Raw genomic sequence first — 18,637 nt, 5'->3', positions numbered from 1 at the left:
GTCAGTGTATTTTGCGCAGGTCACAGTAGCCGAACGCATCACTGAATACTGTCTTTATCGGGACCGAAGATGAAGTGGCAGTACGCAACCCACCGCCTTTCAGTTGAGCAAAAACACCGTCAATGGATTGTCATTCAACCGCCCACTGAATACCGCATGCTGATGCTCCAGCGCCGTCCCTTTGAGCAATGCCGTTTCCTTGCGCGCCACAATCACCCACGCAGGCCGGGGCACTCCCTCTAGCTGATCAAGCTCTGCCCTGCCGATAAATACCGGCTGCTCATCGTGATTCAGGTTCATCATGTAGCGCACCGCCCAAGTGTCCCGCCCCAAGTTGATAAACACCAGCGGCCCAGGCGCCGTGGCACGCATCGCTTCGACCTGACCCACAAACTTGCGGGTATCGAATTGCAGGTCCTTGGCCGGCTCCACTACCGTTACCAATAGCAACCATTGCGCCATCAATGCGATCAGGCTGAGCCACACCAACCGCCCCACTCGCCGCCAGGCGATCAGCGCTGCGACTTGCAACACCGCCAACACGCCAATCAGCAACGGCAGCGAAACGTCGGGCCAGTAACCCTGCTTTTGCCACCCATGCCGACAGACAAAGACTACAACCACGCACAACGCCGGCAGCGCCACGATCAGCCCTTCGTAGCATCGGCGCACGCCCGAGAGCCAACCTGGCGCCTGAAGCAACCCATAGGCCGCGACAGCCGCAAACATCGGCACCATGGGCAGGACGTAATACGCACGCTTGAAGTGCGGCACCGACAGCCCGAGCAAGATCATCAAGCCGCAGGCGCCGAGTCGTGCCACACATTGCAGGTCACCTTCGAACCGCTCGGACCAGCGATGACGCAGCGCAATCATTGTGGCCAGCGCCAATGGCACCACCGGGAAATAGCGGTACAGGCTCAATTGGAAGTAGAAATAGAACGGCTCGCCGGTTTCATCGAGACGGCCGCCTACCTGCATCCTGAAGACCTCGTCGGCAAAGGCGTCGCCCCCACTGATGCGCGCCAACTTCATCAGCAACCACCAACAGATTGCCAGCAGCACTAGGCCAACAGCGCCGTGAATCAGCACCTGTTTCACACGCTCCCCAGGCTTGCCCAACGCCCAGTACACACAGACCACGCCACAGACTTCGATCAACCCCAGCGGCCCGCGTATCGCAAAGCCCAGGATGAACAACGGAAACACCGCAAGCCGCCTCCAACGCCCGCCACTGTGCAACAGGTAAAAACTTCCTACACACAACAACGCCACCATCTGATCCAGGCAGACCGAGCGGGATTTTTCGAGCAGTTGAGTGGTAAGCAGGGTCAACAGCACAGTGAGCAGCGCCCACTGGCGATTCGCCGGGACCAGCAACCGATAAATCAAGGTAACCACGCCCGCGGAAGCCAGGGCGGTGGGCAGCACATTGGCCAGATGGTTGGGCGCGCCAAAGAGTCGGGCAAACACAAAGCTGAGGAAAGTCGCGGTGCCTGGGTAATCCGCGTAGGGCTGGCCGTAGGTGGTCGGGAAAAGACTCGCACCATGGCGAAACATTTCTTGCAGGAACAGCGCCCAGCGTCCGTCAAATCCCTGGGGCTGCTGATCCCAGATACCCAGGGTAAAAAGCAGCATTGCAAACAGGAAGATGACTAGGGACTCCAGGCGAAAACGGTTGCGGTGATCCATCGGTTGACCTGTCAGGTAAGGGGCGCCGACTTATGGTGCCGACGGCCCTGCTGAATAGCGCCTGAACGGACCTGAACATTCCCGTTTTTACCGACCCACGGGCCACACCCATTTCGGAATCAGCCGTACATAAATCAACTCGCCAACCAATTCGACCAAGGTTTGCAGGATCACGGCCGTCGCTGCCAACCCACGCACGTCCTCCGGCAGCGCCAGCGCCAAGGGCAACACCACCAGCGAATTGCGCGTCGACGCGCTGAACGTCACCGCCCTGGCCGTCACCGCGGGCAGCGCAAACAGCCGCGATGCCAGCGCCCCCATCAATGGCGCCAGCAACAGGAAACCGATGTACACCGGGATCACCGGCAGCAGCAGGTTGATATCCCGCACCACCGAGATGATTTGCGAGCCGATCACCACAAACAGCACCAGCGCCATCGCCGGCACCGGCATCCACGCCCAGGCGACGTTCCAAGCACTGACGAGCGATGATTGCCGTGCCAGAGAAGTCGTGAGTACGGCCAGAACCATCGGCACCACGATCAGCAGGAAGAAAGCCTCGATAAACGGCCCCACCTCCACCACCACCGCGGACTGTGTCCCGAGCATCACGCTCAAATAGATCGGCAACAGCGCCAACTGAAGCAACAACAACACCGGCGTCGCCGCCAGCATCAGCCGTGAGTCGCCCTTGCCGATATGGGTAAACACCACCACGTAGTCGATGCACGGGGTCAGTAATACCAGCAACGCCCCAACCAGCAGAGCCGGGCGTCCTGCCAGGCTTTGAGTCAATGCCCATACCAGTAACGGAATGAGGATAAAGTTGGCGAGCAGCAATGCCGACAGGAAGCGTTTGTTGCTCAGGCTTTGGCGCACGTCCAGAAAGGGGATTTGCAGGAACATTGCGTACATCAGCACCGCGATGCCGGGGGTGACAAACACGCTGAGGCCCTGGGCGAATGACGGCGCGAACAGGCCGAAGCCGACGGCCAGCAGAACGGCTGCGAAGTAGACCGGAATTTGGTTGTGTTCGAGGACGTCGCGAGTCATAAGGCTGGCCCAGATTGATCGAAAGGCCGTCAGCCTAAGCATCTGGAGGGGGAAAGGTCGAGCACCCCGACAATCTTCGCAATCCCAACGCCCGAAATTTGTTAAGTTCGGCGTCTTATAAAAAAGCGCGTGAGCCAGCATGCCCTTACCCAAGGCGCAAGGACCCGACAGTCCCATGAACCGCCCAACCCGCCCCACTCCGGAAGCTTTCCAGGAACCTGCCGCCGACGGCTACGTCCTGGGCGGCTTCACCTGGCACCACCCGCGCACCGACCTTGAGCGCCCGGTCGTCATCATCAACGCCGCCACCTCCGTCCGCTGCCGCCACTACGCGCGCTTTGCCGACTACCTGTTCGCCAACGGCGTTGACGTCATCACCTACGACTACCGTGGCATCGGCGAATCCCGCAATGGCTCATTGCGTGGCTTCAAGGCCTCATGGTCGGATTGGGGCGCGCTGGATTTCGAGGCAATGCTGAAGCGCGCGCAACGGGAGTTTCCGGGACAGCCGATTGATGTCGTCGGCCATAGCTTCGGTGGCTGCGCGGCAGGGCTCGGGGCATCGGGTGCGGTCATTCGGCGAATGGTGACCGTAGGCGCGCAGTTTGCGTACTGGCGCGATTACGCGGCGGACGTGCGCTGGCGAATGTTCGCCAAGTGGCATGTGGTGATGCCGTTATTGACCAAGCTGTGCGGGCACTTTCCCGGCAAGCGCCTGGGCTGGCTGGAAGACACTCCAGCGGGCGTGGTGCGGGACTGGAGCACCCCGACGCCCAGGTACGAAACACGCCCCAGCGGACGAGCCTTGGGTAAGTTGCCATTCAGTCGTGTGAAGGCGCAGATACTGGCTATCAGCATCACCGACGACCCCTTCGGAACGGTAGCTGCCATCGAGCGACTATTGGATTACTTCGACAGCAGTGCGCGCACTCATCTGCGGATCGCGCCTGAAGACATAGGCGAAAAGGAAGTCGGACATTTCGCATTTTTTCGCAGCGAGTATCAGGATCGGCTGTGGCCGATTGCATTGGCGTGGCTTCAAACCGGCCAATTGGCTGCAGATACCCTTGGGATTTCCCTCAACCTGCGCTTCAATACCCCATCCCGATCCGAAACCTAGGACGCTGAGCCCATGGCCTCGCCGAACAAGCAACAAAAACGTGCCCACCGGGCAAAGGCCAAGGCCAAGCAGAACCGTACCCAGCGTGCCGTAGCGACCAAGCCGGACGCGTTTGCCGGCGACGACAGTCGCATTGACCTTGAGTCAGTGGATTTGACCGAGCTGTTCGTAGAGATGCGCACCGCTGGCGAAACCAGCCAACAGGCCTTGTGCGCCGTGTTCTTGGCCCACCCGTTGCTGGCACTGGTGCTGGAACAGGAAGGCGAAGAAGAAGCCACCGATTTTATCCTGGCGGCGCTGATCGAGTATCGGCAGTGGGCTACAGATACCGATGATGAAGCCGCGGCCCTGGCGTGGATCGAGTCGCCGCAGTTCCAGGCGGATTACGTCGCGGCGTCCCAAGCGCTGACCAACTCCCAGGACTGATACAAAACCAAATGTGGGAGCCGGGCTTGCCCGCGATGACGGTGTGTCAGCCAACGAAGATATCGATTGTCAGTCCGTCATCGCGGGCAAGCCCGGCTCCCACAATATTTAGTTCAGTACTGCCGCACCCGCTCTCTGTGTCTTGCGACGGCTCGACACAAACAGCCCCGCCGCCACCACCAGCAAGCTCAGCACCCCAGTCGCAATGATCTCGATACGGTGCGCTTCCTGGAACAGCATGATGGTCAGCGTACCCACGATGAACACCATCACCGCGTAGGTCAGGCCTGGGAACAGCCACATCTTGAAGACAATCTTCTCGCCCGCCGCCGTGCGTTTCTGGCGCATGCGCAGTTGCGACACGGCGATCACCAGGTACACCAGCAGCGCAATGGCGCCGGAGCTGGCCAGCAGGAATTCGAACACTGCCGCCGGGGCCACGTAGTTGGCGAATACCGCCAGGAATGCCGCGCCAGTCGACAACAGCACAGCCCAGTAAGGCGTGCCGCTCTTGTTGGTGCGCTTGGCCACCGCTGGCGCATCACCGCGACGACCCAGGGAGAACAGCATGCGCGAAGCGGTGTACAGCGCCGAGTTCAAGCAGCTGGTCACGGCAACCAATACCACCAGGTCGACGATCAGCTTGGCGTTCGGGATGCCCATGCGTTCCAGCACGGTCTGGTAGGAACCTACGGCTGCCAGGGTCGGATCGTTCCACGGCACCAGGGACACCACGATGAAGATCGACAACAGGTAGAACAAACCAATCCGCCAGATCACCGAGTTGGTTGCCTTGGTAATTTGCTGGCCTGGGTTCTTCGACTCAGCGGCGGCGATGGTGACAATCTCAGTGCCCATGAACGAAAACATGGTGGTCAGGATTGCAGCCAACACAGCGCCCATGCCGTTGGGCATGAAGCCTTGGGTGTCGAACAGGTGGGAAACACCGCTGACCTGGCTGGTCGGCAGGAACCCGAAAATAGCGGCCAGGCCGAGGATCACGAAGCCCACGATCGCCACGACCTTGATCAACGCAAACCAGAACTCGAACTCGCCGTAGTTCTTCACGCTGAACAGGTTGGTTGCTGTCAGCAGCAGGGTAATGACCAGGGTAAAGACCCAGATCGCAATATCAGGGAACCAGGCATGAAGGATGGTCGCGGCAGCGTTGGCTTCCAACGGAATCACCAACACCCAGAACCACCAGTACAACCAGCCAATGGTGAAACCGGCCCAGTGGCCGATCGCCCGGTCAGCGTAGGTGGAGAACGAACCGGTGTCCGGCGACGCCACGGCCATTTCGGCCAGCATTCGCATCACCAACACCACCAGCGTCCCCGCAGCGGCATACGCCAACAGTACGGCCGGGCCGGCGGCAGCAATCGCGTGGCCGGAGCCGACAAACAAACCGGCACCGATAACGCCGGCAATCGACAGCATGGTGACGTGACGCGGTTTGAGCCCCTGTTCGAGGTCATTGGAGCTTTGCGTACTACTCATTGACACACCTTTACGAGGAATTGCGAAAACGGTCGGCCCGGCTCGGAATCTTTGTCGTGAAAAGAAACCAACAGGGCGTTCTTTATTTTTTACGCAAGATTTGCGCCAAAATGTTACAGCGCCGCGATTGACGCGGGCTGTAGGAAGTTTCAACACGCCTCGCAAGTCATTGAGAACAATGGCATTCCGCTATAGCGTTACCGTGCGACTCACATTCAAGACGAATAAACGCACCATAAACACACACAAAAAGTACGTGACGCCCCACAAAAGGGCTGATATGCACCGTTTGCCCGGTTAACCCTTCCAACACCCGACCAAAGCTGGCACCATCGCGCCCTTTTTTACGCGAAGCCTGCAGTTTTTCAGGTTCAAACGGATGTTCGGTTGTTGATGGCGCGACACGCTGCTGTGCCGATGCGACACCCTGCCGCACACCACCTGTTTACCGCCGGCCACGCTGTTGGCTGCCATCAAGACGCTATGCTAGCTTGGCGCCTCGCCAGGAAGGCGGCCCAACAGCAGGATTGCAATGAACACAATGAGGACCCCACATGGCCGAGGCCACGCCCGCGCTTGAAATCCGCAACTTGCATAAACGCTATGGTGAGCTGGAGGTACTCAAAGGTATCTCGCTGACCGCTCGCGACGGCGATGTGATCTCGATCCTGGGTTCCTCCGGTTCCGGCAAGTCCACCTTCCTGCGCTGCATCAACCTGCTGGAAAACCCGCACCAGGGCCAGATCCTGGTGGCCGGTGAAGAACTCAAGCTCAAGGCCGCGAAAAACGGCGAATTGATGGCCGCCGACGGCAAGCAGATCAACCGCCTGCGCAGCGAAATCGGTTTTGTGTTTCAAAACTTTAACCTGTGGCCGCACATGAGCATCCTCGACAACATCATCGAGGCCCCTCGCCGTGTGCTCGGCCAAAGCAAAGCCGAAGCCATCGAAGTCGCCGAAGCCCTGCTGGCCAAGGTCGGCATTGCCGACAAACGCCACGCGTACCCCGCGCAACTGTCCGGCGGCCAGCAGCAACGGGCGGCCATTGCGCGCACTCTGGCGATGCAGCCTAAAGTCATCCTGTTCGATGAGCCCACTTCGGCGCTTGACCCGGAAATGGTTCAGGAAGTACTTAATGTGATCCGCGCACTGGCCGAAGAAGGCCGCACCATGCTGCTGGTCACCCATGAAATGGGCTTCGCCCGTCAGGTGTCCAGTGAAGTGGTGTTCCTGCACCAGGGCCTGGTCGAAGAGCAAGGATCGCCACAGCAGGTGTTTGAAAACCCGCTTTCGGCGCGCTGCAAACAATTCATGTCCAGCAACCGCTAACGGAGCAACATGCATGCAGAACTATAAAAAATTCCTTCTGGCTGCGGCCGTCTCGATGGCGTTCAGCGCCACGGCCATGGCAGAAACCTTGAAAATGGGGATCGAAGCGGCCTACCCGCCGTTCAATAATAAAGACGCCAGCGGCAACGTCGTGGGCTTCGACAAAGACATCGGCGACGCCCTGTGCGCCAAGATGAAAGTCGAGAAGTGCGAAGTGTATGTGTCCGACTGGGACGGCATCATCCCGGCCCTGAACGCCAAGAAGTTCGACTTCCTGGTGTCCTCGCTGTCGATCACCGAGGAGCGCAAGGCGGCCGTCGACTTCACCGACCCGTACTACTCCAACAAGCTGCAGTTCATCGCGCCTAAAGCCACCGCCGACTTCAAGACCGACGCCGCTTACCTCAAAGGCAAAGTGATCGGTGCACAACGCGCCACGTTGGCCGGTACTTACCTGGAAGACAAGCTGCCGGATACCGAAGCCAAGCTGTACGACACCCAGGAAAACGCCTACCTCGACCTGACCTCCGGTCGCCTGGACGGCATCCTGGCTGACAAGTACGTGCAGTACGAATGGCTCAAGAGCAAAGACGGTTCGGCCTACGAGTTCAAAGGCGACCCGGTGGTAGAAAGCGACAAGATCGGTATCGCCGTACGCAAGGGCGACCCACTGCGCGAGCGCCTGAACAAAGCCCTGGCAGAGATCAAGGCAGACGGCACCTACAAGAAGATCAACGACAAGTACTTCCCTTTCAGCATCGAATGATCTGAACGGTATGCCCGGCGCGCTCAGTTGAGCGCGTCGGCTTTTTGCAATGCCTGCCGCGATATGAAAACACCATGAATTTCGATCTCTACGGATTCGGCCCGGCGCTCGCCGCTGGCGCGCTGATGACCGTCAAACTGGCGCTCACGGCCTTGTGCCTGGGGCTGGTGCTAGGCCTTGCCGGCGCCTTGGCCAAGACTTCGCCGTACAAGCCGCTGCAATGGCTTGGCGGCGCTTACTCGACCATTGTTCGCGGTATTCCAGAGCTGTTGTGGGTGCTGCTGATTTACTTCGGCACGGTCAACCTGATGCGTGCCCTCGGGGAGTTCTTTGGCAACCCCGACCTTTCCCTCAGTGCCTTTGCCGCCGGGGTGATCGCCCTGGGCCTGTGCTTTGGTGCCTACGCAACGGAAGTGTTCCGTGGCGCGATCCTCGCCATTCCCAAAGGCCACCGTGAAGCCGGTATCGCCTTGGGACTGTCGAAGTTCCGGATCTTCACTCGGCTGATCATGCCGCAGATGTGGCGCATCGCCCTGCCGGGCCTTGGCAACCTGTTCATGATCCTGATGAAAGACACCGCGCTGGTATCGGTGATCGGCCTGGAAGAAATCATGCGCCATGCGCAGATCGGCGTGACCGTCACCAAGCAGCCATTCACTTTCTTCATGGTCGCCGCCTTCATGTACCTGGGCCTGACCGTCCTGGCCATGACCGGCATGCACTTCCTGGAAAAACGCGCCGCCCGCGGCTTTGCAAGGAGCACCCAATGAGCGGCGACTACAGCTGGCTGGCGCATTTCGACCTGGGCCTGAACTGGGCCGTGATCATCAAGTGGCTGCCCAAGCTGGCCCAGGGTGCCATCCTCACCCTGGAGCTGGTGGCCATTGCGGTCATCGCCGGCCTGTTGCTGGCAATTCCGCTGGGTATCGCGCGCTCCTCGCGCCGCTGGTATGTCAGCGCCCTGCCCTATGCCTACATTTTCTTCTTCCGTGGCACGCCGTTGCTGGTGCAGTTGTTCCTGGTCTACTACGGCCTGGCGCAGTTCGACTCGGTGCGCGAGAGCTTCATGTGGCCCTACCTGCGCGATCCGTTCTGGTGCGCCACTGCCACCATGACCCTGCACACCGCCGCCTACATCGCCGAGATCCTGCGCGGCGCGATCCAGGCCATCCCGCCGGGCGAGATTGAAGCCGCGCGCGCCCTGGGCATGTCCAAGCCGAAGACACTGTTCTACATCATCCTGCCGCGCGCCTCGCGCATCGGCCTGCCGGCGTACAGCAACGAAGTGATCCTGATGCTCAAGGCCAGCGCCCTGGCCAGCACCGTCACCCTGCTGGAATTGACCGGCATGGCGCGGACCATCATTGCCCGTACGTACCTGCCGGTAGAGATCTTCTTCGCCGCCGGCCTGTTCTACCTGTTGATGGCGTACGTGCTGGTACGCGGCTTCAAGCTGCTGGAACGCTGGCTGCGCGTCGATGCTTGCCAAGGACGTTGAGGCCCGCTTCCACGCGCTGGATGCGTTCCTGATCGAGCACCAAGGGCTGTGGAAACCACGGCCCTTTACGCATCGCCAGTTACCTTGGGAAGCCGAGCATCCCGACCTCGCCCAGTGGCTGCGCCAACGCTCGTTGGCCGAAGCCGAAGCCCGTCACAACCATCCCCATGACCTCGCCGCGCCTGCACCTTTTCCACAGCTTGCTGCGCAAGCCCTGCAGCTCAGTGCTGTGGATAAGTTACCGATGCACCCGCTGCAAGCCGCTCGCCATCGCCTGAATGTGGATGTTCCGGGTCGCAAGTGGGAACAGATTGAAGCCTTTGGCGCGGCACTGCAGTTTGCACAGACACCCACACACTGGCTGGACTGGTGCGCGGGCAAGGGCCACCTCGGTCGTCGTCTGTTACAAACCGGGCAGGCACTGACCTGCCTGGAATACGACCCTGCGCTGATCGCTACAGGCCAGGCCTTGAGCAACCATCATGGCTTGCCGGTGACCCATCGCCTGCAAGACGTGATGGCCGATGTGGCGATCACCCCCGAACACACGCCCGTCGCCCTGCATGCCTGTGGCGACCTGCATGTGCGCCTGCTGCACCTGGCCAGCGCGGCCGGCTGCAAACAGCTGGCGCTGGCGCCGTGCTGCTATAACCGCATCCATGCTGACGCCTACCAGCCACTGTCCAATGCAGGCCGGGCGTCACGCCTGCAACTGTCGATCGATGACCTCGGCCTGCCGCTGAGCGAAACCGTCACCGCAGGCAAACGCGTGCGCCTGCAACGGGACACGTCCATGGCGCGACGCCTGGGGTTCGATCAACTGCAACGCGACCTTCGTGGCGTCGACGAATACCTGCCAACGCCCTCCCTGCCTGCCAGTTGGCTGGACAAACCCTTTGCCGACTATTGCCGGGAGCTGGCAGGCCTCAACGGGTTATCCACAGCTGAACAGGATTGGGCGGCGCTGGAAGCGTACGGCTGGCGCCGCCTGGCCGAGGTCAGGAATTTGGAACTGGTGCGTGGTCTGTTTCGGCGCCCATTGGAAATGTGGCTGGTGCTGGATCGGGCATTGTTTCTCGACGAAAACGGCTACAACGTCCAAGTAGGCACCTTTTGCGAACCCGCACTGACGCCGCGCAACTTGATGGTGCTTGCCGAGCGCGATTAAGGGGCGAAATTGTCGCAGGCAGCCTGTGGATAACTCTGTTGATGATTTCTTTACGGGGCCTGTAACCATCTGCACTACAGCTCATAAACGGCGCTGGTCATTTTTTGTTCACAAAATAAAACGCACGCAAAACAGGCAGTTGCGGCGTGATGAGAACGGCTCCACAAAATGGCTTTTTCGTGACACCGCCATCCAACCGATTGTGCATAAGCATCTGGCGTTAAGCGTATAAACCGCGCTCTAGACGTATTTTTTCGACACCCTCAACAACCGGCACAGGTCATTGATATCGTCAGCGGCCAGGCGCATCGACTGGCTGTCCAGTGGGTCGGTGCTGAAAGCCAGGGATTCGCTGATGACCACATCACGGTGAACCTCGTACAGGGTGCTGCCCAAACGCTGCTTGAATGCTTCGACCATGTCCAGGCTGAACGCATTGCACTCGTCCACTTGATTGACCACAAAATGCACACGCGGCGGGCGCTCGCGCTTCAGATGGGGCGCCAACAGCGCATCCAGTTGATCCAGGGTGGCCAGCGACGCTGCATCCGCCTGGGTGACGACCAGCACTACATCAGCCACGCTCAGCGCCTGCTGGAAGTAAACGTTGTTACCGGCCGGGGTATCGATGATCAGCGTATGGCGCGCGCCCAAGCTCAAGTCTTCCAGGCGCCGTGCGAGCCAATCCGGCTCATGGGTGAGCCAGCGCTGCAGGCTTTCTTGCTGCCGGGTACTGGTGCTACCGAAGGTGATCACCTTGCAGCCAGCGAAACCAGGCTGCTGGATCGCCGCCCATTGCGCGTTCTGCAAGCTGGCAGGGCCGAGTCCCTCTGCATCCGGGCTGACCCCGAAGTGATGACGCAGGGCATTTTGCGGGTCAAGGTCCAAGGCCACCACCGACTCGCCCTGGCGCTGCAAGCCGCTGCTCAAGGCCGTAGCCAGAGTGCTGCGACCCACGCCGCCATTGACGGAGACCAAAGCCACCACGGTGGGCCGCGCCGCGCGGACATTCATTGACGGCACGTCTTCGCGGGTGCTCGAAACGGGGCTGCCATCCTCGACGGGAATGCTGCCGAAAAAATGCAGCCGTGCGTTGAGCCCTTGGGCATCTCGCGTGACATTTTTACCGAACAACACGAAAAACTCGTTAGCAAGGCTCATGGCCCGAACTCCCCACGACGCGGCTTAAAGACGTGAAGGGTCGGCAAGTAGAAGGCTCACCGCAGGTCTTATTATCGGCGTCTCTGTTGTCGCATTCTGTGACAGCACTGACAAAGTGTCATTATTTTGATGATAAACCTGCTCATTTTTTAGATAAGCGGCAAATCGTCAATTTAATGGCCTGCAATGCTTCAACCATCGACGCGCTTAATTGATTCGCTTGAGCAATTCGCGACATAGACTACTCAGATCCCGGCACGCGGCACTGTTGCTTACCGGATCGAGGGGGTCGCGCCCGTAAGCCTGAGCTTCGATAAACGCGGGATCGCGCTGGAGGGTTCCAAGCACGGCCTCCCCCAGGCGAAGCTTGAATACGTCGACCATGTCCTGGCTGAACCGATGAGCAGGGTCAACCTGGTTGATCACGTAGAAGCGGTACGGTGACTTCGCGTGGTCCAGGTAAGGGGCGAGCACACGGTCCATTTGAGTCAGGCTGCGAAATGATGCGACATCCGCTTGCACCACCACCAACACCACGTCGGCAACCGACATAGCCTGGCTCAGGTATACGGTATTGCCTGCCGGCACATCAATGATCAGCGTGTCCCGGCCACTCAATTTCATCCCATCCAGACGCTTGGCCAAAAACTCCAGATCCTGGCCCAGCCAACGATTCAAGCTTTGCTGTTGCACCGGGTCGGTTTCACCGAACGCCACTACCCGGCACCCGGCAAAACCACGAACCGGTAACGCTTCCCAGGTTTTGTTGAGCAGGCTGGTCGCGCCAACACCCGCCATATTCACACCGGGCGCCAGGTGATGGCGCAGTCCGTCTTGCGGGTCCAGGTCCAGCGCAAGCGCAGGATGGCCCTGTCGCTGCAGGCTGCTGGCGAGTGCCGCCGTGAGCGTGGTGCGGCCAACCCCACCCTTGGCGGAGACCACCACCACAACCTTGGGCGCCGCTGCCTCCGAATACACGTCGCACAGCGTCCCCTCACCCAGTTCAAGCGGATAAAGATGCGGGGCTGCGCCCTGATTCAGCTGATCGAGCAAGCTTTTCAAGCCAGGCGAAACTGGCTCATCGACCTGGGGCTGATCAACACGGAGGGTGCCAGTCAGTGCGTCGTATAGTTTGGAAATGTCATCTGCGCGACTCACTGCCTTTGCTCCCCCCTTTAAATGGTTGAATAAAATAAGGCGCGCATTGTGTGATATCACCTTGATAGTGTCAGTATTTTGATGATTTCAGCTAACTTGTTTCAGATGAGCGGCTTGGCGCCATTTATATGACTTATATTTTTTCTTATAATAATCAAATGCTTAGATTTATTTAGCGCAATTGTTGATCAACTTATCAATCATTTCGCCCGACGCGTATTCGCATGTAATTAGGCACACGCCCCATACAAAACGAAACAAAACCCGAGTTTTGCGACACACCCCATATACCTCCCCGGCATTCAATAGGACCCACACCCACTATTGATCTGCACCGAGGACGCCCCCATGAACCCCAACAACTGGAACATCTTCATCGCCACCAGCCTGCTCGCCTTCACCCTCAACGCCCACGCCGACACAAAGCCTAAGCCAGACATCCAACGCATCGTCGCCACCGTGGAGGACAACGCCGCCTCCTGCGGCGTGGTCAATACCCACATGACCTACCTGGACTCCCACGGCCAAAAACACGTACTGAACTACAGCAAATTCGCCGACAACTGCGCCGACGGAAGCTGAAGAAAGAAGCCCCGCCACACCCCGTAAACCGCACAAGATGAAAAAACCTGCAGGTTTGCAAAAATAGTCAGAATTCAGGGGTTTACAGAACCTCGCCAATCGCTATAATCGTCGCCCTAACACGCCGGTATAGCTCAGTTGGTAGAGCAACTGACTTGTAATCAGTAGGTCCCGGGTTCGACTCCTGGTGCCGGCACCATACAAGGTTCCAGAGAAGGCTTTAAAAATCTCTGGAACCCCCGAAAAACCCGCCTTCTGGCGGGTTTTTTCGTTTTGGCGTTCCGTCGGATTCCGCCAAAATCTTATGGATACCAGCCGTTTTAAGGATAAAGATAGGGGTAAGGTCATTCGATAAAGGGAAGAGTACCCTTATGTCGCGCACCACTGCCCCACTCTCTGATTCGGCTTGCCGTTCAGCCAAGCCCACCGACCGCGCCTACAAGCTTTTCGACGGCGACGGCCTCTACCTTTTAGTCCAACCCAATGGCCGCAAAGGCTGGCGTTTCAGGTATGTAAAACCTGATGGTCGTGAAGGACTGACCTCGTTCGGCAACTACCCCGTGGTCGGCCTCGCCGATGCGCGCAAGAAGCGCCTGGAGGTCAAGCGGATGCTGGCGGAAGGCATCGACCCCATTGAGTCCAAACACCAAGCCAAGACGCAAGCCACAATCCGAGGCCGAACCTTTGAGAGCGCAGCCTTGGACTGGCACAAAGCGATGTCTGCCAAATGGGCTCCAGGCCATGCCAATACGGTCCTGAGCCGTCTAAAAACCCATGTTTTTCCACTGATCGGTGATCGCGCTATTGTCGACCTAGACACTCACGACTTGATGCAACCTCTGGAAGCAATCCAGAAGCGTGGCACGATTGACGTCGCCTTAAGGGTACAAAACTACCTGCAAAGCATCATGCGCGAGGCGAAACGTGCTCGACAGATCGCGGCAAACCCTGCCTCCGACCTTGAAGGTTTGATCAAAGCCCCGAGGGTAGTTCACCGCCCAGCTTTACCCTTATCGCGTCTGCCTGAATTGCAGGAGCGCATCGACACCTACAAAGGACGAACGCTGACTCGGCTGACAGTCATGCTCTCGCTGCATGTGTTTGTCCGCTCCAGCGAACTGCGCTTCGCCCGCTGGAGCGAGTTCGACCTCAAGCGCGGCACCTGGGAGATACCGGACACTCGACCCGCGTTGGACGGAGTACCCTTTTCAACAAGAGGTACGAAGATGGCCGGGGACATCCACCTTGTACCCTTATCGCCGCAAGCCGTGACTCTGCTTGAACAGATCCACGTCCTCACCGGCGAACTCGACCTGGTGTTTGCAGGCGATGCCAAGCCCTGGAAGCCGATGTCTGAAAACACGGTGAACAGCGCACTCAGAAAAATGGGCTATGACACCAAAACCGAAATCTGCGGGCATGGGTTTCGTTCGATGGCCTGTAGCGCGCTGATTGAATCAGGACTGTGGTCCGAGACCGCCATTGAAAGGCAGATGAGCCACAAAGAGCGGAACAACGTCCGCGCCGCTTACATTCACAAGGCAGAGTTCATCGAGGAGCGCAGGCTGATCATGAACTGGTGGAGCCGGTACCTGGAGGCCAACCGGCAGGAACATGTCACTCCACACGAATTCGCGAACCAGACAGGAGCGAACGTCACTCGCCTAAAAGCAAAACGTGGCGCAACCGAGTAAGCGCTCGGTCTTCATATCTCAGCGATCCGCTTGTCCACGCGGGTCCATCCAAACAGGGCTGCAAAGCCGCCCTGTTTGGATGGACCTCACTTAAAAAATCTAAAGCCCACGCAACTGTCTGTGGAAAACCACGGATTTCCACCGGTGGATAATTTCATCCACAGCCGCAGAACTCCCGAAAATTCGAGTCTTGACCCGAATTATCCACAGGCGTAGAAAAGATCGGGCAAAGCGCTGTCGTTGACAGCAACCCAGGTAGCCAGAACCTTTAAGGCTACGCCACGCCGTGGTGGTTCTCCCAAAGTGCGATTAGCGTCCGGCGGCTCGCACGGTCACAGCGATGTGATGGATGCCTACTTCTACCAGAGTGCCACTGCGGCAACTCATACCCTTTTATAGCTGCCCTGCAGCAACCTATTCGCTTGGCCATTTCATTGCGCCAACCTGCGCCCGTCTCTTTCTCCCGGAAAGAGACGGGCGCTCCTACCGCTGCTGCAGCCCAACTCGTACAAGGCTTTGCGGCATTCCCCCTTGTGACAATCGGCGTGACAAACACCGAGGTCACCAGCAACAGCAATGCAGATGATGGTGCCGCAGCCCAAGGAATGGGTTGCACCTGACTGACAGTCAGGCATGCCCCGGTCATCTCATCACTGCCTTCACCCGACTCAGGATCTCGCGGCGCTGATCTCGTCAGCCAGTGCAGCCTCCACCCGCCCACTTCTTCGGAAGTGCTCAGGAGGTCAGATCATGAGATGCCCAAGCTCCCGGTCGTAAGGAGCCGCAAGTCCCGCGTTAGTGGACAACCCTCACAGGTCGCAGGGGCCTTGATCCCTGATAACACTCAGCATTCTTGGCGGGATGACGTGGGGAAGGTTTCAAAGATTGTGGCTTCGAGAGGAGTTTGATCATGGCGTTGGTCGGTAAACGAGATGGACGCAATTTTGGCTATGGTCGGCAGCTGAGTTATGCCGGACCGCAGGCATTGCGGGACATGTTTGGCGGCGGGCATTACGGCACGGTCAAGGCGCACAGTGATCGCTGGCAGGCGTTTGTACGCTGGTGTCGCTCGGAGGAAGGGCCGGGGTTTAACGATGCGCGGCAGATTGATCGGCAGACCTTGCTGGACTACGCCGTGCATTTGCGTCAGCAAGTTGAACAGGGCGAACTCGCCATCGCCACTGCGCAAAACCAATTGTCCAGTGTGAATCGGACCATGGCCGCGCTTCGTGGTGATCAGTATGTGAAAGTGCCGAGCCCGAGTGACGCGTTGGGAATGCAGCGGACCACCGTTCGCACAACCGCTCCCCAAGGCCAAGATCATGAGCAAGTTATGCGCATCGTCGAAGCGCTTCGCGAACAGCATCCCCGTGCGGCCGCCATCGCCCTCTTGGCCCGCGCCACCGGCATGCGCTTGCGCGAGGCCATACTGGCCGACCTGCCACGTCTCAAACGTGAAGCCGAACACTACGGCAAGGTCAACATCCAGGACGGCACCAAAGGTGGCCGCTGCGGTGCGACAGCACCTCGCTGGATCATAGTGGACGAGCATACTCGCGAAGCACTCAGATATGCCAAGCAGGTCTTACCGCATGGCAGCCGCAACCTGCTGGCACCGAACGAGAGCTACCTCGAATTCCAACGGGGAATCGTTCGTCCTGCACGGGAGATTCTTCATACGCACAATCTCAAGGGCTTCCACGAATTGCGCGCGGCCTACGCGTGCGAACGCTATGAACAAATCACCCAGCATCCTGCACCCATCAACGGTGGCAGCTGCTACCAACTCGACCGGCACCTCGATCAGGAGGCCCAAGCACAAATCAGCTATGAGCTGGGGCACGGTCGTATCGACGTGGTATCGGCTTACATCGGTGGTCGCACTTGAGCAAGCCATTCGATATGGCACTATTCCTAGAGGGTGCACTCACCGGGTCACCAGCCACGCGGCATCGCCACATCCGTCAGGCAAAGGTTATCCAATCAGCTATAGATGAACGCTGGCAACGAGCCAATCCATGGTCTTGGCAGCAAAAACATCTCACCTGGTTTATAAATCAACACTTAAACCAGCGCGCTGAGTCAACGCGCTACTACTATCTGCTGACAGTGCGGTTGCTCACTATTCGCTTAGGCAAGGCTTGGCGGTTCAAAGCGATAGGCGGGGACCGAGATTGATACAAAGTATCGGATGAGGTGCCTCTAAATAAAAGGCGATTGCACCGGTATTGCTCATCGCTTGCGTTCGCTTTGACAATGGTATGTAAAAGGAGGCAGCGCCTGAGAACGATCCAAAGACACCTGTCATGGTTAAAAGCCAACATTTTCGATAGGCTCGACTCCCTGACCTTAAACCCAGCCCCCCCAGAGCCCAAGAAATGGCAGACAAAGAGAATCAACACTATGTACCACAGTATTACTTCCGTTTCTTTTCAAACAACGGCAAAAGCATATCTCTAATAAACAAATCCACGGGAAAACTGGTAACTACGGCTTCAATCAAAGGTCAGGCATCTAAAAGCTACTTCTATGGAGATAAGGTAGTAGAGGACAGCATAACAAAACTAGAAAGTTGTTTCTTAGCTCCGCTAAAAAAGCTAAAAGATTGCAAATCCTTCGCCTCACTAGACGACTCAGAGGTGATTTTAATCCTCCAAAGTATTATGTTCCAACGCTCAAGAACACTAGCGACTCGACTCGACAGACGCGATCAAAGCCAACACATAGCAAACTTATTTCTCGAGATCGCCATAAACAATTGCGAAGACTTATCAGATGAGATTAAGCAGCAGCTTCGAGAATCAACAACAGTAGTCCCAGACGCAAAGGAGTTTCAGAAAATCGAGATAATCGAGTCGGTCTCCAACGCTCATTTTCTCTTCGACCTGGGGCGTGCAATACTTAAAAACAGGACAAACAAACCTTTTATTTTTGGCGATGCACCAGTAGTTTTTTCCAACCCTTTCCAGCAAAATATTTGCTCCAGAGGTGTTCTTGGTATGAGAAACCCTGGACTAATTATTTTCTTTCCGCTTAGCCCTCGCACTGCGATTTTCTTATACGACAGGAATGTATACAAAGTGAAGCCAAACAAAAATGGCAACATTGACGTTCGACATGCCAAAGATATAGACCAGCTAAACAGCTTGCAGCTTCACAGCGCTGCCTCAGCTGCATATTTTGACGACATTGAAAACGCAAACTATGTTCACGACCTATGGAAAAATGCGTGCAAGAAGGAATTCAAAACAAAGGGAATAATTCGAACATTCGTCGTACAGCATGAAGAAGAAAATAAGGAAATTTTGCATCAATTTGACGAACAACTTTCCTTCATCCCAAGCCTATCTTTTGCTGCCTGCCAAAAATTAGCCACAAGCGATTTGTTGATTGATCGAGATTCGTGGGATGGGCGCAATTACCAACCAGAACAGCGAGAATGGTTCATGCCCACTGGCAGCTGAAATTTATAAATATATGGAGGGAGACCA

At 57.6% G+C, this 18,637-nt stretch carries 16 protein-coding genes and 1 tRNA gene; 12 read left to right on the top strand and 5 right to left on the bottom strand.

Going from position 1 to position 18,637, the window contains the following annotated elements; all coding sequences use genetic code 11:
• Positions 1-99 precede the first annotated feature (99 nt).
• Together AC4PS7_RS18910 and AC4PS7_RS18905 are read right to left on the bottom strand one after the other, a co-directional pair.
• The gene (locus AC4PS7_RS18910; RefSeq protein ID WP_492179687.1) at positions 100-1,692 is read right to left on the bottom strand and encodes an ArnT family glycosyltransferase; all 1,593 of its coding nucleotides are present in this window, start codon (positions 1,690-1,692) and stop codon (positions 100-102) included.
• 87 nt (positions 1,693-1,779) lie between these two features.
• A complete protein-coding gene (locus tag AC4PS7_RS18905; protein ID WP_010213899.1) occupies positions 1,780-2,745 on the bottom strand; it encodes an arsenic resistance protein in 966 nt (321 codons plus the stop codon).
• A 175-nt stretch (positions 2,746-2,920) separates the two neighbouring features.
• On the opposite strand from AC4PS7_RS18905, the gene AC4PS7_RS18900 reads away from it, so the two are divergent.
• Positions 2,921-3,865 carry an alpha/beta hydrolase family protein gene (locus AC4PS7_RS18900; RefSeq protein ID WP_021492197.1) on the top strand — a complete coding sequence of 315 codons (945 nt, stop codon included), beginning with the start codon at positions 2,921-2,923 and terminating at the stop codon, positions 3,863-3,865.
• A gap of 12 nt (positions 3,866-3,877) precedes the next feature.
• A complete protein-coding gene (locus tag AC4PS7_RS18895; protein WP_042571326.1) occupies positions 3,878-4,291 on the top strand; it encodes a hypothetical protein in 414 nt (137 codons plus the stop codon).
• 108 nt (positions 4,292-4,399) lie between these two features.
• Here AC4PS7_RS18895 and gabP read toward each other — a convergent pair whose 3' ends face one another.
• Positions 4,400-5,791, bottom strand: coding sequence for a GABA permease (gene gabP, locus AC4PS7_RS18890; RefSeq protein WP_010213905.1), 1,392 nt, complete (start codon positions 5,789-5,791; stop codon positions 4,400-4,402).
• Positions 5,792-6,345: 554 nt separating this feature from the next.
• Between gabP and AC4PS7_RS18885 the strand changes: the two genes are divergently transcribed.
• The 5 genes from AC4PS7_RS18885 to AC4PS7_RS18865 all read left to right on the top strand — a co-directional run bounded on the left by AC4PS7_RS18885 (position 6,346) and on the right by AC4PS7_RS18865 (position 10,551).
• The gene (locus tag AC4PS7_RS18885; protein WP_010213906.1) at positions 6,346-7,119 is read left to right on the top strand and encodes an ABC transporter ATP-binding protein; all 774 of its coding nucleotides are present in this window, start codon (positions 6,346-6,348) and stop codon (positions 7,117-7,119) included.
• 13 nt (positions 7,120-7,132) lie between these two features.
• The gene (locus AC4PS7_RS18880) at positions 7,133-7,885 is read left to right on the top strand and encodes an ABC transporter substrate-binding protein (RefSeq protein ID WP_010213907.1); all 753 of its coding nucleotides are present in this window, start codon (positions 7,133-7,135) and stop codon (positions 7,883-7,885) included.
• Between the two features lie 74 nt (positions 7,886-7,959).
• Positions 7,960-8,655 carry an ABC transporter permease gene (locus AC4PS7_RS18875; protein WP_010213911.1) on the top strand — a complete coding sequence of 232 codons (696 nt, stop codon included), beginning with the start codon at positions 7,960-7,962 and terminating at the stop codon, positions 8,653-8,655.
• Between the two features lie 38 nt (positions 8,656-8,693).
• Complete coding sequence (locus AC4PS7_RS18870) at positions 8,694-9,383, top strand: ABC transporter permease (protein ID WP_029529264.1); 690 nt, start codon at positions 8,694-8,696, stop codon at positions 9,381-9,383.
• Positions 9,364-10,551 (top strand): methyltransferase, encoded by a 1,188-nt coding sequence (locus tag AC4PS7_RS18865; protein ID WP_096143941.1) that lies wholly within the window; start codon positions 9,364-9,366, stop codon positions 10,549-10,551. Before AC4PS7_RS18870 ends, AC4PS7_RS18865 begins: the two co-directional genes overlap by 20 nt.
• Positions 10,552-10,791: 240 nt before the next feature.
• Here the strand turns inward: AC4PS7_RS18865 and bcsQ (AC4PS7_RS18860) are convergent, their stop codons facing one another.
• Positions 10,792-11,712: a cellulose biosynthesis protein BcsQ gene (gene bcsQ, locus AC4PS7_RS18860; protein WP_021492201.1), complete on the bottom strand. Its 921-nt coding sequence runs from the start codon at positions 11,710-11,712 to the stop codon at positions 10,792-10,794.
• A 207-nt stretch (positions 11,713-11,919) separates the two neighbouring features.
• A complete protein-coding gene (gene bcsQ, locus AC4PS7_RS18855) occupies positions 11,920-12,870 on the bottom strand; it encodes a cellulose biosynthesis protein BcsQ (RefSeq protein WP_198581298.1) in 951 nt (316 codons plus the stop codon).
• A gap of 348 nt (positions 12,871-13,218) precedes the next feature.
• Between bcsQ (AC4PS7_RS18855) and AC4PS7_RS18850 the strand changes: the two genes are divergently transcribed.
• From AC4PS7_RS18850 to AC4PS7_RS18830, 5 genes are all read left to right on the top strand, one after another.
• Positions 13,219-13,452 carry a DUF2790 domain-containing protein gene (locus AC4PS7_RS18850; protein WP_047544157.1) on the top strand — a complete coding sequence of 78 codons (234 nt, stop codon included), beginning with the start codon at positions 13,219-13,221 and terminating at the stop codon, positions 13,450-13,452.
• A 123-nt stretch (positions 13,453-13,575) separates the two neighbouring features.
• A tRNA-Thr gene (locus tag AC4PS7_RS18845) sits at positions 13,576-13,651 on the top strand.
• Positions 13,652-13,823: 172 nt separating this feature from the next.
• The gene (locus AC4PS7_RS18840; RefSeq protein ID WP_492179686.1) at positions 13,824-15,146 is read left to right on the top strand and encodes a tyrosine-type recombinase/integrase; all 1,323 of its coding nucleotides are present in this window, start codon (positions 13,824-13,826) and stop codon (positions 15,144-15,146) included.
• Between the two features lie 910 nt (positions 15,147-16,056).
• A complete protein-coding gene (locus AC4PS7_RS18835; RefSeq protein ID WP_492179685.1) occupies positions 16,057-17,034 on the top strand; it encodes an integrase domain-containing protein in 978 nt (325 codons plus the stop codon).
• Positions 17,035-17,524: 490 nt separating this feature from the next.
• Positions 17,525-18,610, top strand: a complete 1,086-nt coding sequence (locus AC4PS7_RS18830) for a DUF4238 domain-containing protein (protein ID WP_492179684.1) — start codon at positions 17,525-17,527, stop codon at positions 18,608-18,610.
• The last annotated feature ends 27 nt before the right edge of the window (positions 18,611-18,637 follow it).

Source organism: Pseudomonas sp. DW-iso3, from assembly GCF_058725305.1.
This window is presented reverse-complemented; position numbering and strand designations above follow the sequence as displayed.

Coding starts and splice junctions, on each gene's coding strand:
- AC4PS7_RS18850 (WP_047544157.1), top strand. CDS start 13,219: ATGAACCCCAACAACTGGAACATCTTCATCGCCACCAGCCTGCTCGCC.
- bcsQ (WP_021492201.1), bottom strand. CDS start 11,712: ATGAGCCTTGCTAACGAGTTTTTCGTGTTGTTCGGTAAAAATGTCACG.
- AC4PS7_RS18880 (WP_010213907.1), top strand. CDS start 7,133: ATGCAGAACTATAAAAAATTCCTTCTGGCTGCGGCCGTCTCGATGGCG.
- AC4PS7_RS18830 (WP_492179684.1), top strand. CDS start 17,525: ATGGCAGACAAAGAGAATCAACACTATGTACCACAGTATTACTTCCGT.
- AC4PS7_RS18900 (WP_021492197.1), top strand. CDS start 2,921: ATGAACCGCCCAACCCGCCCCACTCCGGAAGCTTTCCAGGAACCTGCC.
- AC4PS7_RS18865 (WP_096143941.1), top strand. CDS start 9,364: ATGCTTGCCAAGGACGTTGAGGCCCGCTTCCACGCGCTGGATGCGTTC.
- AC4PS7_RS18840 (WP_492179686.1), top strand. CDS start 13,824: ATGTCGCGCACCACTGCCCCACTCTCTGATTCGGCTTGCCGTTCAGCC.
- AC4PS7_RS18885 (WP_010213906.1), top strand. CDS start 6,346: ATGGCCGAGGCCACGCCCGCGCTTGAAATCCGCAACTTGCATAAACGC.
- AC4PS7_RS18910 (WP_492179687.1), bottom strand. CDS start 1,692: ATGGATCACCGCAACCGTTTTCGCCTGGAGTCCCTAGTCATCTTCCTG.
- AC4PS7_RS18835 (WP_492179685.1), top strand. CDS start 16,057: ATGGCGTTGGTCGGTAAACGAGATGGACGCAATTTTGGCTATGGTCGG.
- gabP (WP_010213905.1), bottom strand. CDS start 5,791: ATGAGTAGTACGCAAAGCTCCAATGACCTCGAACAGGGGCTCAAACCG.
- AC4PS7_RS18875 (WP_010213911.1), top strand. CDS start 7,960: ATGAATTTCGATCTCTACGGATTCGGCCCGGCGCTCGCCGCTGGCGCG.
- AC4PS7_RS18905 (WP_010213899.1), bottom strand. CDS start 2,745: ATGACTCGCGACGTCCTCGAACACAACCAAATTCCGGTCTACTTCGCA.
- AC4PS7_RS18895 (WP_042571326.1), top strand. CDS start 3,878: ATGGCCTCGCCGAACAAGCAACAAAAACGTGCCCACCGGGCAAAGGCC.